The 14,388-nt window shown below is 73.1% G+C and carries 10 protein-coding genes; 8 read left to right on the top strand and 2 right to left on the bottom strand.

What is annotated here, in order from left to right:
- Positions 1 to 4: 4 nt before the first annotated feature.
- The gene (locus tag AB0F40_RS22295; RefSeq protein WP_357472791.1) at positions 5 to 1,336 is read right to left on the bottom strand and encodes an SLC13 family permease; all 1,332 of its coding nucleotides are present in this window, start codon (positions 1,334 to 1,336) and stop codon (positions 5 to 7) included.
- A 106-nt stretch (positions 1,337 to 1,442) separates the two neighbouring features.
- On the opposite strand from AB0F40_RS22295, the gene AB0F40_RS22290 reads away from it, so the two are divergent.
- From AB0F40_RS22290 to AB0F40_RS22260, 7 genes are all read left to right on the top strand, one after another.
- Positions 1,443 to 2,156 (top strand): FadR/GntR family transcriptional regulator, encoded by a 714-nt coding sequence (locus tag AB0F40_RS22290; RefSeq protein ID WP_357472788.1) that lies wholly within the window; start codon positions 1,443 to 1,445, stop codon positions 2,154 to 2,156.
- Positions 2,153 to 2,914: a sulfite exporter TauE/SafE family protein gene (locus AB0F40_RS22285; RefSeq protein WP_357472785.1), complete on the top strand. Its 762-nt coding sequence runs from the start codon at positions 2,153 to 2,155 to the stop codon at positions 2,912 to 2,914. The genes AB0F40_RS22290 and AB0F40_RS22285 overlap by 4 nt, the downstream gene beginning before the upstream one ends.
- 526 nt (positions 2,915 to 3,440) lie before the next feature.
- Positions 3,441 to 4,052 carry a helix-turn-helix domain-containing protein gene (locus AB0F40_RS22280; RefSeq protein ID WP_357472782.1) on the top strand — a complete coding sequence of 204 codons (612 nt, stop codon included), beginning with the start codon at positions 3,441 to 3,443 and terminating at the stop codon, positions 4,050 to 4,052.
- Positions 4,049 to 5,413 (top strand): MFS transporter, encoded by a 1,365-nt coding sequence (locus AB0F40_RS22275; protein ID WP_357472779.1) that lies wholly within the window; start codon positions 4,049 to 4,051, stop codon positions 5,411 to 5,413. Before AB0F40_RS22280 ends, AB0F40_RS22275 begins: the two co-directional genes overlap by 4 nt.
- 106 nt (positions 5,414 to 5,519) lie before the next feature.
- Positions 5,520 to 6,461 carry a hypothetical protein gene (locus AB0F40_RS22270; protein WP_357472777.1) on the top strand — a complete coding sequence of 314 codons (942 nt, stop codon included), beginning with the start codon at positions 5,520 to 5,522 and terminating at the stop codon, positions 6,459 to 6,461.
- A gap of 29 nt (positions 6,462 to 6,490) precedes the next feature.
- Positions 6,491 to 6,760 (top strand): hypothetical protein, encoded by a 270-nt coding sequence (locus AB0F40_RS22265; RefSeq protein WP_357472774.1) that lies wholly within the window; start codon positions 6,491 to 6,493, stop codon positions 6,758 to 6,760.
- Positions 6,757 to 7,791 (top strand): alpha/beta hydrolase, encoded by a 1,035-nt coding sequence (locus tag AB0F40_RS22260; protein WP_357472771.1) that lies wholly within the window; start codon positions 6,757 to 6,759, stop codon positions 7,789 to 7,791. The genes AB0F40_RS22265 and AB0F40_RS22260 overlap by 4 nt, the downstream gene beginning before the upstream one ends.
- Before the next feature lie 60 nt (positions 7,792 to 7,851).
- Here AB0F40_RS22260 and AB0F40_RS22255 read toward each other — a convergent pair whose 3' ends face one another.
- Complete coding sequence (locus AB0F40_RS22255) at positions 7,852 to 13,671, bottom strand: hypothetical protein (RefSeq protein ID WP_357472768.1); 5,820 nt, start codon at positions 13,669 to 13,671, stop codon at positions 7,852 to 7,854.
- A 65-nt stretch (positions 13,672 to 13,736) separates the two neighbouring features.
- Between AB0F40_RS22255 and AB0F40_RS22250 the strand changes: the two genes are divergently transcribed.
- The coding region (locus tag AB0F40_RS22250) for an Ada metal-binding domain-containing protein (RefSeq protein ID WP_357472765.1) at positions 13,737 to 14,388 on the top strand (652 nt) is incomplete at its 3' end.

Below are 14,388 nucleotides of genomic sequence, written 5' to 3'. Positions count from 1 at the left end.
ACACTCACCAGCCCGGCAGGATGAGGATGGCCCACACGAGCAGCGGCCCCACGAGCGTGACGATGCCCGCGTAGCCGAGGATCTGCTTGTAGTACGCCTGCTCCGAGATGGTGTCGGGCCGGTTGGCGAGCATCAGGGCTCCGTTCGTCGAGAAGGGGCTGACGTCGACGATCGTCGACGAGACGGCCAGGGCCGCCGCCATGGACCAGGCGCTGACGCCACCGGTGGCGATGAGCGGCACGGCGATCGGGATGATGACCGGCAGCAGAGCCGTGGAGGACGCGAACGCCGAGACGACGCCGCCGACGTAGCAGAGCACGAGCGCGCCGATGGTGACGATGCCGAGGCCGGCGGCCCAGAGGCCGATGTACTCGGGGGAGCCCGCCTCGGTGAAGACCGTCGCGTAGGTGGTCACGCCGGCCACCAGCAGCACGGTAGGCCACGCGATCTGCTTGACGGCGTCCTTGTTCTGGCGCGGGGAGAGCATGGCCAGGAAGACCGCGGCCGTGATCGAGACGAAGCCGATGTTCTGGTCGTACGCGAGGGCCGTCACGGCGACCGCTGCGAAGGCGACGAGCGTCAGCACGTGGTCGCGGCGCACGCCGACGGTCCGCTTGACGGTCGCGACGGCACCCTGGCCACCGGCGGGCGCCGGCGCTCCGCCCGGGTTCAGGTCGTCGACGTTGCGGTCGGCGGCGTGGTCGGCAGCGTCCGCGGGGTCGACCCGCTCGCTCATCAGGCGACGCCCGCCGAGCGCGAAGAACAGGATGACGGCCATCGCCAGGTTGAACCCGAGCGACGCGATGAACACGGCCATCTCGGTGCCCTCGTAGCCGACGTCGGACATGATCGAGTTGGTGATGGTTCCGTAGATGCTGATCGGGGAGAACCCGCCGCCCTGGGCGCCGTGCACCACGAACATGCCCATCATGAGCGGGTTGATCTTGTAACGACGGGCGAAGCCGAGCGCCACCGGGCCGATGATGGCGCACGCCGCGGGGCTGGCCGCACCGATGGCGGTCAGCACCGCCGTGACGGCGAACATGACCCAGGGGATCAGCGCCACCCGGCCGCCGACCATCTTGATCGATTGCGCGACGATGAGATCGACCGTGCCGTTGTTCTTGGCTATGGCGAACAGGTAGGTGACGCCGATGAGCGTCAGCACGAGGCTGGCACTGATCCCGCCGAGCACGTCGCCGTCGTCCATGCCCAGCGCGAAGACGCCGACGATCCATGCCGCGACGTAGGCGAGCGCGCCCATGTTGATGGGTAGGACTGTCCCGACGACGAACAACGCGACGAGCGCGATGATCGCTATCCACTCAGGACCCATGAGAACTCCTCTTCCCATCGTGGCGGACACCTTTGACCGACGAGACACGATGGATCAGTGGCCTAGCCAATAGTCCACTGCTCCATCTGTCAAGTATTCTCGGCAGGTGACCTCCAAGGCTTCCGCCGAACCGCCGGCCCCGCTGGCCCGTACCCGCCTCTACGAGCAGGTGGCAGAGCAGATCACCACCTGGATCCGGCAGAACGGGCTCAAGGCCGGCGACCGGCTGCCGCCCGAGCGCGAGCTCGCCTCGCGGCTCGGCGTCAGCCGGGCGACCCTCAGCCAGGCCCTCGTCGCGCTCGAGGTGGTCGGCGTGGTCGTGGTGCGGCACGGGGACGGCACCGTGCTGACCGGCAAGCACAGCGAGAGCCGCATCGTCGAGGCGATCCGCGCGCACGCCGACCGGATGCCCGAGATCATCGACATCCGGGACGCGCTCGAGACCAAGATCGCCGCCCTGGCCGCACAGCGCCGTACGGAGGACGACCTCCGGGCGATCGACGCGGCCCTGGACACGATGGAGGCGGCCATCACACACGGGGACCGGGGCGTCGACGCCGACGAGCAGTTCCACGCGGCGGTCACCGCCGCCGCGCACTCCGACCTCCTTGCCCAGACCATGCGGGAGATCGCGAGCCTGATCCGGGAGAGCCGCATCGAGTCGCTCTCGCAGCCCGGCCGCCCCCGCAACTCTCTCAACGGGCACCGCGCCATCGCGGACGCCATCCGGGCGGGCAAGCCCGAGGCCGCGGCGGACGCCATGCACGCCCACGTCGAGATGGTGAGCGACGTGGCCCTCCTGCGGGACGAGGAACGGTGACCGGCTGGGAACAGCTCGCCGTCCTCGGCGCCGGCCTCGGGGCAGGGATCCTCACCTCGACGGTCGGCGTCGCGTCGCTCCTCAGCTTCCCCGTGCTGCTCGCCATCGGCCTGCCGCCCGTCGTCGCCAACGCGTCGAACACGGTCGGCCTCGTCCCCGGAGCACTGAGCGGCGCGGTCGGATACCGCCAGGAGCTGCGCGAGCACCCCCGCACGGTCCTGGTCGTGCTCGCCGCCTGCGGGGTCGGGTCCGTCGGCGGCGCGATCCTGCTGCTCGCGCTCCCGCCCGGCGTGTTCGAGGCGGTCGTGCCGTGGCTGATCCTGCTCTCCTGCCTGCTCGTCGGCGCGCAGCCGTGGATCAGCCGCTGGCTGCGCCGCACCCGCAACGAGCCGACCCGCCTGCGCCACGAGATGTCGCCGGCGACCGTGGTGTTCGCCGTCCTCACGGGCACGTACGGCGGCTACTTCGGAGCCGGCTCCGGCGTCATGATGGCCGCGGTGCTCGGGCTCGGGACCGACTTCCCGGTGCGGATCGTGAACGCGCTCAAAACGCTGGCGGTCCTGGCCGCGAACGTCGTGGCCACCGTCATCTTCGTGCTGGTCGCCGACCTGGACTGGCTGGCGATCGGGCTGCTGGCCGCCGGCTCCGTGGTGGGCGGGTACGTCGGAGCACGACTCGGACGCAAGATGTCGCCCGTCGTGTTCCGCGTGCTCGTGGTGATCGCGGGCGGCGGAACGGCGCTGTTCATGCTGTTCTGATCGTGCTGTTCTGATCGTGCTGTTCTGATCCTGCTGTTCTGGCGGGGCTCGGCGCCGGGACGTCGAACCGCGGGTCGAGAGTCCGGCGGTCTGCCGACCGGCGCCGAACCGCAACCTGCGAGTCCGCCCGGTCCGTCGACCAGCGTCGAACCGCAAGGTACGAGTCCGCCGGCCAACCCACCGGCGTCGAACCGCAACCTGAACGTGGTCCGGCGTGCCGAAGTGCAGCGAACACGTCAACGAGCCCTCACATCGACTCGAACATTGCGGCTCGGCGCGTAGAACGACGACCAACTTGCGGCTCGACGCCGGGCGGCCGGCCGGCGGACTCACAGGTTGCGGCTCGACGCCGGTGGGTTGGTCGGCGGACTCACAGGTTGCGGTTCGGCACCCCATCACTGCGGCCAACCACTCCGGACCTGCGGTTCGGACACCCCGCCGAGCAACCAACCGACAAAGACGATCGGTGCACAATATTCGTGCACAACTATTGTGCATAGGACTTGTGCATGGGTAGTGTGCACGCATGGCCACACCACAGGACAACTTCCGGCTCACCCCCGAGGCCGTCAAGGTCCTCGCCCACCCGCTGCGCTCGCGCCTGCTCAGCGCCCTGCGGCGCGGTGGTCCGGCGACGGCGACCACGCTGGCGACGGAGCTGAGCACCAACACCGGCGCCACCAGCTACCACCTGCGGAAGCTCGAGTCCGTCGGACTGGTCGCGGACACCGGCGAGGGGTCGGGCAAGCAGCGCCTGTGGCGTGCGGCCACGAAGTCGCACAGCTGGGAACGCTCGGAGCTGGTCCACGACGAGGACGCCGCCACCGCGCTCGGCTGGCTGGAGCGTGACTACCTGCGCCTGTTCAGCACCGAGTTCGGTCACTGGCTCGATGTCGCCGAGTCCTGGCCGCGCGAGTGGCAGGACGTGACGGGCCAGGGCGACGCCTGGGTGACCGTGAACGCCGAGCAGCTCAAGGAGCTGCACCGGGAGCTCGACGAGGTGCTCGAGCGCTACCGCGAGGCCGGGACCGGGCCCGACGCACGCCGCGTGACCTTCTGGCAAGCCGCGTTCCCACTCGACCCGGACGACGTCCCGGGCACCACCACCGACAACAACCACGGAACGGACCAGCCGTGACTCCCCTGACGCCGGCCCGGGCCCGCCAGGTCTTCCTGGTGCTGACCGCGACCCGATGGTTTCCCGTCGGGCTGGTCGTGACCGTAACCACGCTGCTCCCGCTCGAGCGCGGGCTCTCGGTCACGCAGGCCTTGACGGCGCTGTCCATCACGGGACTCACCGTGTTCTTCCTGGAGCTGCCCACCAGCGGCCTCGCCGACTCCATCGGGCGTCGCCCGCTGCTCGTCGTGGCGGCCGTGCTGCAGGTGGCGGCGGCCGTCCTGTTCCTCACCGCGCAGACCTTCTGGGCATTTGCCCTGGCGGCGGCGGTCACGGGGGCGTTCAGGGCGCTCGACTCCGGGCCGCTGGAGGCCTGGTTCGTCGACACCGTGCACGCCACCGAGCCCGGCGCCGACGTCGACCGGCCGTTGGCCGCGCACGGCACGGTGCTGGGTGTGTCGATAGCCGCCGGCGCCCTCGTCTCGGGCGGGCTCGTCTGGTGGCACCCGTTCGGCGCATGGTCCGCGCTCGCGTTCCCCTACGCGGTGTACGCCGCCCTCGCGCTGGCGCACCTGGTCGCCGTGACGGTCCTCGTCCGGGAGGCACCCCGTGCCACAGCTCCGGTGCCCGACGACGCAGGCGCGGGCGGCCCTGGTGCGGCGCCCGCCCTACCGCCGTCGGGCCGGGAGAGCACGCGGGCGGCGGGCCGGTTGCTGCGGTCCGCGCGCCAGGCGCCCGGCGTCATCCGTGACGGGCTGCGCCTCGCACGCGACAACCGGGTGCTGCGCTGGCTGCTCCTCGTGGAAGTGTTCTGGAGCGTCGGCATGGTGGTGTTCGAGACGTTCCAGCCGATCCGGCTCTCCGAGATGCTGGGCGGCACCGCGGCCGGTGCCACCGTGGCCGGCCCGGCCGCGGCGGCAGGGTGGGCGGTGTTCGCCGGCGGTGCGGCGCTGACCGGCCTGGCCACGCCCCGCCTCGGCGTCGCCCGCACGGCGATCCTGGCCCGTGTGCTCAACGGGCTCGGAGCCGTCTGGATGGGTCTGGCGCTCGGTCCGGTCGGCCTGGTCGCCGCCTACCTCGTGACGTACGGGTTGCACGGCGCCTGCGGGCCCGCGTACCAGTCGCTGCTGCACCGCGAGGCAGAGTCCCGGAACCGCTCGACGGTCCTGTCGATGGCCTCGATGGTCGCGTTCGCGTCGTTCTCCCTGGCCGGGCCGGTCCTCGGCTGGACGGCGGACGTGCTGTCCACCTCCGCGGCGATGGTGCTCGCCGGTGTGTTCAGCACCCTCGGCGCGGCCTGCTTCCTGCCGGCGCTGCGCCGGGAGCGGATGCTGGCAGCACGCACGCGCGCCGAGGCCACCGCCCCTGCCGTAGCCGGCTGAGAACCGCACCGCCACAGCCCTACCTGCTACCTGGCGTCCCGCCCATGGGGACAACTCCCCTCAATCAGGCTTTTCGATACCGGGGGACGACCGGCATGCTGTCTCAGTGCTCCGCTCCCGCCTCGTGGCAGTCGCCACCCTCGCCGTACTGACCCTGACTCTGTCCGGGTGCGTGCGCATGGGTGTCGAGGTGGAGCTGAAGCCGGACGACACGGCGGTGTCGAGCGTGGTGCTCGCGATCGAGGACAGGTACCTCGACCAGACCGGGCAGTCGCCCGACGACGTCATCGACACGCTCACCGAGGGCAAGGGAGACCCGGCACAGGACGCGGACCGCACCGAGGACTTCCAACAGGACGGCTACACCGGCACGCGGTACGTCTACCCCGAGACGAAGACCGCCGACGTCGGCGCCCGGGTGGGCTGGCCCATCAAGGTGGTCCGCGAGGGTGACGACTACGTGGTGTCCGGCACGCTCGACCTCACCGAACAAGGACTCGGGAGCCGCGGCGGCGCGTCCGTCGACGACCTGAGCGTCACCGTCGACATCACGTTCCCAGGCAAGGTGACGGACTCGAACGGGACCATCGACGGCAACTCGGTGCGCTGGGAGCCGACGGTCGGCGAAGCCGTCGAGATCAGCGCGCGGGGTTCCGCCGTGGCCGCGGCGGACAGGACCGACGACGAGGCGGTCGGGGCCTCCGAGGTGGTCACCCTGCCCGTCGTCCCGGAGTGGATGATCCTGGTGCTCGGCCTGAGCGGGCTGATCATCCTGCTGCTCATCGGCGTCATCGTGTGGCAGGCCATGCTGCGCGTGCGCGACCGCCGGCCGGAGCCGGCTGCCGGACCGCCGAACCCGCATCAGCATGGGCGGCAGCAGCACGCGCCCGAGGCCGGCCTGGCACAGCCTGCGCCGCAACAGCACGGCGCAGCGCCGCAGCCGTACGGCACCGGCCAGACCCCGTACGGCCCGGCACACCCGCACGCGCAGGAGCAGGCCACTCCTCCGGATCCGAGCCGGCCGCCGAGCTTCCCTCCGGGATACTGACCCTGACCCGCATCAGGCAGACTGGACGGGTGAGAACACAGGTGGCGCGAAGAGGCTCTGCCGTCCTGGTCGTCAGGGCCAGGGCCCTCGCCGGCACGGTCGTCGTCGCCCTGCCGGCCGTCGGGACGACTCCCACGCCCGAGGGCCACCCCGCCGAGGGCATCATCTCCGACTGGGGCGCGCCGATCAGCCTCGCCGCCTTCCTGATACTCATCATCGGCGGGCTCCTTACCTATATCGTCAGCCGACGGCAGCGCAGACGGCAGCGCAGACGCCAGGCCGACCAGAAGCAGGCATGACGCACAGGAGCGACATGGACGACAGCGGGAACGAGTGGGGCGAGGACGTGCTGGGCGCAGGCTTCGAGGCCCGCACCTTGCGACTGCAGGGGCCCTCGGGGTCACTGCGGGTTCCCGCAGCGCGGCGACGCCCTCCCGCCGAGGACGACAGCTCCGAGGCGACGCTCGTCCGCTACACGCCCGAGGACCGTCCCGACGGAGGGCGGCCGCCCGTGCTGTACGTGCACGGGTACACGGACTACTTCTTCCAGCGGCACGTGGCCGAGGCGATCGCCGGGCGGGGCTACCCGTTCTACGCGATCGACCTGCGTGGCTACGGGCGCTCCATCGAGGCGTGGACCGCGGCGGGCGCCGACGCCAACATGGTCAGCAGCCTGCGGCTCTATCAGCAGGACCTGGACGCCGCCGCCGAGGCGATCGCCGCGGACGGCCACAGCGGGCTGGTGCTCCTGGGGCACTCGATGGGCGGGCTCATCACCTCGATGTACGCGAACGCGCGCCCGGACCGGGTGACGGCCCTGGTGCTGAACAGCCCCTGGTTCGACCTGCGGGGCAGCTGGTCGGACCGGACCCTGGTCACCCAGCTGGTGTACCTGCTCGGGCGGATAGCACCGCGCACGGTCCTGACCCATCTCGACGAGGACTACGGCCGCGCCCTGCACCGCGCCACGGGCGGCGAGTGGGAGTACGACCTGCGGTGGAAGCCGTACGCCGGCTTCCCCGTCCGGGCAGGGTGGCTCGCCTCGATCCGGCGCGGCCACCGCAGGCTGGCGCGTGGGCTCACCGTGCGGTGCCCCACCCTCCTGTGCACCAGCGACACAACGGGGCCCGACGGCGGGGCCGCCGCGGTCATGCTCAGCACGGACGCGATCCTCGACGTCGCGCACATGCATGCGCGTGCACCGCAGGTGGGCGCCGCTGTCGACGTAGCGGTCATCGAGGGCGGCACCCACGACCTGGCGCTGTCCCCGAGACAGGCCAGGGAGAAGTACCTGTCCACGGTGCTGGACTGGCTGGACGCGAAGGTCTGACGGCGGGCAGGGCCGCCGCCGGGTGCCCGGCTGGTCTGCCGACCAGCCGAGCAGCGGACGTCAGCGCAGGTCACGCAGGTAGGCCGCCGTGCCGCCGGAGGCAGCTGTCCTCCGTTCGTCGAGCGTCGCGATGATGAGCAGCACGACGGCGGCAGGGACGAGCGTGAGGATCCACGGCAGCGGTGAGACGCCGACGCCCAGCTTGGCGAACACGATGACGACCTCGACGGCCAGGGTCCACACGCCGATCCAGAACGGCGCCGACAGACGCAGACGTGACCCGACGAGGACCGCTGCCAGCGCGGCCAGCACCACCCAGGACGCGCGGATCGTCAGCGGGTCGGTGACGGTGGACAGCACCGACGGACCGACCAGGGCCGCGATACCCCAGCCGATGGTGCGCCAGGAGCCGTGATAGCCGACCGGCCAGGTCATGAGGGTGCCCGTGGCGCCCTCCGGCTCGCCCGCCGCGACCCAGCGGCGCAGAGCAGCCGCACCCGACCAGATCAGGCCGGCACCCAGCATCACCGAGAACGCCTCGACCCGCAGCTCCCGCGGCGACCAGGCGGCGATCGCGACGGCCGTGGCGCAGAGCCAGACCAACCACGGCGGTGCGCCGAGGCCCGGCCGCCCCGCCCGCCGCGTGACCAGGACGAGCACCGCGAGCAGCACGAGCTCCAGCACGAGGAGCGACACGATCGACACCCACACCGGTCGGGTGTTCGCCACCGCGCCGAGCGTCGCGAGCACGAGGCCAGGCGCCATGCCCCAGCGGTCGAGCCACGGTGACGGCCGACCGTCCGCCGCATGCCTGGCCACCGCTGCCGCAGCGATCAGCAGCACTCCGGCGAGGAGTGCCCAGCCGAGACCCACCGCGAACACCCAGCCTGCCTCGACGGTCGCACCGAGCGGGGCGCCGTCGTACCACGTCAGGCGGGGCAGGGCCGGCGAAGCTTCCCGGCCGAACCCCAGCCACGACACCGGCTCCCGCGCGACCTGAAGGGACTCGATGACTCCGCCGAGGGCGGCCAGCGCCGCCACCGCCACCAGCCCCCGCCGCGCCGGGTGCGTCCACGGTTCGCGCAGGACGGCGAACCGCTCGCGCACGGCCGCCAGCCCCAGGGCGTACGCCGCCCCGAGAGCGAGCACCGCACCGCCCATGAGGGCGAACGCGCGCCAGTCGGCAGGCTCGGTCCGGGTCAGGTGGACCAGGAGGCTCGGCACCACGGCGAGCCCCGCACCGACCGCGGCAAGGCGCCAGGCATGCGTCACCGCATTTGCCGGCGCGCGGCCGGCCACTGCCGGCTGGTCCCCTCCCTCGACGTCCGCCCCAGCGCGTCCCAGACGCCAGGCCAGGAGCACGCCCACCGCGATCGCGCCCAGCGCGGGCGGGAGCGTGTAGGCCTCGATCAGCATCACGTCGCCGCCGGCCAGCGCCGTCCACAACGCGGCGAGGCCCAGCGCGACGACGAGGAGCCAGACGCGCCGGCGCCCGGGCTCGCGAGCGACGAGCGCCGTACCGGCCATGAGGAGCAGCAGCACGGCTACCGCGACGTCCGGCCCTGCTGCCGGCCGGGCGTAGGCGAGAAGGATCGTGATGGCTCCCGTGAGCAGCGCGGACCGTTCCAGGCTCCGGTGCACGCCAGCGGCGAGCCCGGGCCCGCCGTCGGGCACCCGTGCGGCGATCCGTTCCGCCACCCTGGCCGCCCCGCCCGCGACCGCCGAGACGACCAGGGCGGTGGCAGGCAGGACGTACGGCGATCCCGAGACCTCCAGGATCATGGCGCCCGCACTGGTGACCATGACGGACGCCGTCGGCAGCAGGAGGAACGCCGCTCCCGACCGGAGCACGCCCGACAGGCCCGCACGGGCGGTGAGCAGGAGCACCAGCTCGAGAGCCAGCATGGCCGCAGCGGCGCCCGCCGACCACCAGGTGCGTTCGAACACCACGGTGACCACACCAGCAGCGAACGGCCCGGCGGTCACGCAGAGCACCACGTACCACTCGGCCCGCGAGGTGCGTGCCCCGAGCGTCACCGCGATCGTCACCAGCGAAGCGACCGCCGAGACCGTGCAGATCGCCGCGACCGTGGACAGGTCGAGCCACGCGAGCACGACGCCCAGCACGGCCAGCGGGTAGACGTACCCGGCACCCACCAGCCAGGGATGGGTCGCTGGCCGCAGCACGCCACGCAGCGACAGCAGCAGTGCACAGACGGCGAGGGCGCCCGCGGCGGCCGTCGGGCGCGAGGCCCAGGAGAGGACGAGCAGCATCCCGGTCGCGATGAAGACGCCGGTGAGCGCGGTGGCGCGGGCGAGACGCAGGTCGGCACCGGTGACCCTCGTCCCGCCGATCGCGCGGAGGCGCCCCGACGCGCGGACCAGCGCCCTGGTCGCGCCGTGCACGGCCGTGACAGCAGGACGCAGCCCACGCCAGGCAGCCGTCCGGTCCGCTGTCGCCGCGACGAGCACGAACGCGAGCAGGGTCAGGGCACCCAGGGAGGCCGCGGTGAGAAGGCGCGGGTCGAGCGCGATGCCGATCACGGTGAGCAGCACTACCATCGGGGCCACGACAGCCTCGACCCGCCGTCCGCGTCGGGCGAGCCTGGCCGCCAGCAGCGTGACGACCGCGAGAGCGACCGTCCCCAGGTGCGCCCAGGGGAGGTTCAGGCTCACCAGGGCCTCGGCCTCCCCGACCGTCGAACCGACCGGCGCGGGGCTGACCAGCGCCCCGGTGGGCGGGGTCCACCCGGCACCTGGCGTGGACCAGGCCGCGACCCATGCGTCCGTCGCGCGTACCGGGACCAGCATCAAGGCGGGCACCGCGGCGGCGGCGACGGCGATCCAGCCGCTCAGCAACAGGTCGTCCCGGGTGCGCGGGTGCAGCGCCCCGCGGACGGAACCGAGGCGGGTCGCCGCAAGCAGGCGCGGAGCGGTCAGGAGCGCGAGCGCCGCCCACACGCACGCCGCACCGAACGGAACCCAGCCCACTCCCGACCATTCGCCGACCCCACCCAGCAGGCCACCAGCGGCGACGGCGAGCACGCCGCCGAGGACGGTCCAGTGCCGGTGGTGGGTGACCCGCCGCAGGACCGCCACGGTCACCGCGGCCAGCGCCACGAGCACCGCGGTGCCGCCGAGGCCTGGCAGCGAGTCCGGCTGCCGGACCCCGAACGACAGGAGCACGGCGACCGGCATCCCCACGATGGCCACGATGTCGAGCCCGGTGGTCTCCGCCCGCAGCCCGGACCCGATGCGCGGTCCGGAGACGCCGCCGACGGCACGCGCGAGGAGCGTGGTGAGCACTGCGGCGAGGACCGCCACCGTGGGCAGCCACGAGCCGTCGGGCAGCTCCGCGGCGCCGAGCAGCAACAGCGGGATGGCGGGCGCCGCAAGCACTCCGGCGGACGACCACGCCCGCACCCGCAGCGCATGACCGAGCACCAGGCCGGTGACCACCACTGCCGACCACAGGGCGACGGTGGTCCACTCCGGGGTCAACGGCGCTACCGGTGCGGCGAAGGCCGCCAGGACCGACGCCACGAGGGCGACCGGCAGCCCGGCCGCCCGCGCGACCCGCAGTATTCCCGCCTCGACGAGGAACAGCGGTTCACCGCGGGGATCGAGCCGCCGGTCGAACGTCGGGAGCAGGCGCAGCGCGGTCCACGCCACGACTGCGACCAGCACCAGCGCGAGAACCCACCGCCACGCCGACCACACCGACTCGGGCAGGCTCAGCGCGACCAGCACCGGCACCACCGGCGCGGCGAGTACCGCGACCGATGACCAGGAGCGCACCCGCAGGCCGTAGCCGAGCAGCGCCGAGAGCACCACCAGGGCCGACCACAGCAGCGTCGTCACAGCCAGGCCGGTGAGCGACAGCACCGGCTCAGCCACGCAGGACGCCGCCAGCGCGAGCGGGAATCCGGCCGCCCGCACGGCGCGCAGCGTCCTCTCCTCGACGGCGAACGACGTACCGAACCGATCCGCGAGCGCCGGAACGGCTCGTCCGGCCACCCAGCCGATGAGAGCGACCAGCGTCAGCGCAAGGACCCACCGCCACATCGACCATGCTGATCCGGGCACGCTGAGCACCACCAGCACCGGCACCACCGGTGCGGCGAGCAGGGCGGTCGTCACCCAGGCGCGCACCCGGAGGCGGTAGCCGAGCACCGCCGAGAACAGGACCACCGCCGACCACAGCGCTGTCGTCGCACCCAGGCGCGTCAGTGGCGGCGCCGCCTGGGCGCCCAGCGAGACGAGCAGCGCGAGGGGCGGCCCAGCGGCTCGCAGCACCTCCAGCACCCCCGTCTCGAGCGCGAAGGTCGCGGTGCCACCCAGCCGGCGGGCGAACGCCGGGAGCAGCCGCATCGCCGCCCATGCCACGACCGCGACCAGCACCAGAGCGAGCACCCACCACCCAACGGACCCCGCGGCCGCCGGGAGGCTGAGCACGATGAGCAGCGGCACGACCGGTGCCGACACCAGGCCCGTCGACGTCCAGGACCGCACCCGAAGCCAGGACCCGAGCACCAGCGTGCAAGTCACCACCCCGGACCACAGGACCGCCGTCGCCCCCATCGCCGTGAACGGCAGCGTCTCGGCCCCGAGCGCCTCGGCTCCGAGCGCCGTGAGCAGGGCGAACGGCGGCCCGGCGGCCCGCACCCTCCGCAGCACCGCCGTCTCGGTGCCGAGCCGCGTACCGGACCGCTTCTCGATCAGGGGCGCCGTCCGCATCGCCGCCCACGCCACGACGCCGACCAGCATCAGCACGAGCACCCACCACCACACCGACCACGTCGACCAGGGCAGGCCCGCCGCGACCAGCACCGGCACCACCGGCGCCGACAGCAGCCCCGCGGACACCCAGGACCGCACCCGCAGCCAGGACCCGAGCACGACGAACCCGGGGGCCAGCACCGCGAGCACCACGGCCCGCGCCATCGCGGGGTCGAGCTGTCCGAGCAGGCCCGCCTGCAGACCGAGCTCGACGTCGACCCATGCGAGGACCACCGCGAGAGCTGCCACGGCCTCGCTCGTCGTGCGCAGCCCGGCCCGCCGCAACAGGGCGCCGACGGTCACCGCCGCGACGGTGACGATCCCGGTGACGACGGCGCGCAGCAGCAGGTTGTCGCCGAACGTGAAGAACACGAACACCACAGCCGAGACCGCCAGCAGCGTGGCCCCGGCGCCCGCGAGGATCGGCTGCAGGGAGACGCCCGGACCGGACGGACGCCGAGCGGCCTTCTCCTGGCGGACTGCGACGGGCGGTGCGGAGGGGCGTGCGACCTCCCGGGCGGGCGGCCGTGCCGCGTCCGCTCCGCCGGGCGGCGGCACGAAGGCCGGAGGGTTCGGGGCCGACGACGTCGGTGCCTGAGCCGGTCTCGACGCCGGGGCCGGGGGTGTCGCCGGGGCAGGAGCCAGCGGCGTCGGAGCGGACGGCGTCGTCGTCGAAGCCGGAGCGGGCTGCGTCGCTGCCGCCCGCGAGGCTGGTGTCGGCAGGCCGCTATCCGCGCGCACCGGACGGGCCTGGCTGTCCGGCGTCCGCGGGCCCGCGCCGGTCCCCCCGCCGGTCACCACCGCCTGCGCCCGCCGCATCGCGTCGATGACCTCGTCCCGCTCCCGGAGGGTGTCCGCCGCGGAGAGGGACAGGCGCCACACCTCCTGCGCACGTCGCCCGGAGACGTTCAGCCCGCAGGCGGAGCAGACGATGGCTGCGAGGTGTTCCCCGCAGGAGGGACACCTCGTGGTGTCGGTAAGGCGGGCGACGACGTCGCCGGCCCAGGTCGCTGGCATGCCCGCCATCTTGGCGGAGTCCGCGTCGCGGGCGCTATGTATCCACAGGGTGAGGACCGCGGGGATCCTGTGCGCACGGTCCACACCGTCCACCGCCGTGTCCGAATCCCGCTAGCCGACGCGTCCGGGCGGGGCGCAGGATGGTGGCTATGACCGACGTCGAGCTCAGCGACCCAGCGTTCACCGAGCGCTACCGCGCCATCGCCGCGCGTGACTCCCGCTTCGACGGGCAGTTCTACACGGCGGTCCGGACCACCGGCATCTACTGCCGGCCGTCCTGTCCTGCCCGCACGCCGAAGGCCGAGAACGTGTCGTTCTACCTGACCTCGGCAGCCGCGCACGAGGCCGGCTTCCGTGCGTGCAAGCGCTGCCTGCCAGAGGCCGCGCCCGGCACCCCCGCCTGGGACCTGCGCCGTGACCTCACCGGCCGCGCGATGCGCCTCGTGGCGGACGGCGTCGTGGACCGCGAGGGCGTGTCCGGCCTGGCGACCCGGCTGGGCTACTCCGAGCGACAGCTGCACCGGCTGCTGGTCGGCCAGCTGGGGGCAGGCCCGCTCGCGCTGGCCCGCGCGCAGCGTGCCCAGACCGCGCGTGCGCTCCTGGTCGGCACCTCCCTGCGCCTGGCCGACGTCGCCTTCGCCGCCGGGTTCGGCTCGATCCGCCAGTTCAACGACACCGTGGCCGAGGTCTTCGGCGCCACACCGACGGAGCTGCGTGCGAAGGCACGGCGCTCCGGCCCGCCCGGCCGCGTCGAGGTCGGCACCTTGCACCGAGGTCGGTCCAGGCCTGTGCCGACCTCGG

The sequence above is a fragment of the Promicromonospora sp. NPDC023987 genome (assembly GCF_040639055.1).
Lineage (GTDB): Bacteria > Actinomycetota > Actinomycetes > Actinomycetales > Cellulomonadaceae > Promicromonospora.
This window is presented reverse-complemented; position numbering and strand designations above follow the sequence as displayed.

Excerpts from the sequence above, each read along its gene's own strand:
- AB0F40_RS22295 (WP_357472791.1), bottom strand. The coding sequence starts at position 1,336 with ATGGGTCCTGAGTGGATAGCGATCATCGCGCTCGTCGCGTTGTTCGTC.
- AB0F40_RS22280 (WP_357472782.1), top strand. The coding sequence starts at position 3,441 with ATGGCCACACCACAGGACAACTTCCGGCTCACCCCCGAGGCCGTCAAG.
- AB0F40_RS22260 (WP_357472771.1), top strand. The coding sequence starts at position 6,757 with ATGACGCACAGGAGCGACATGGACGACAGCGGGAACGAGTGGGGCGAG.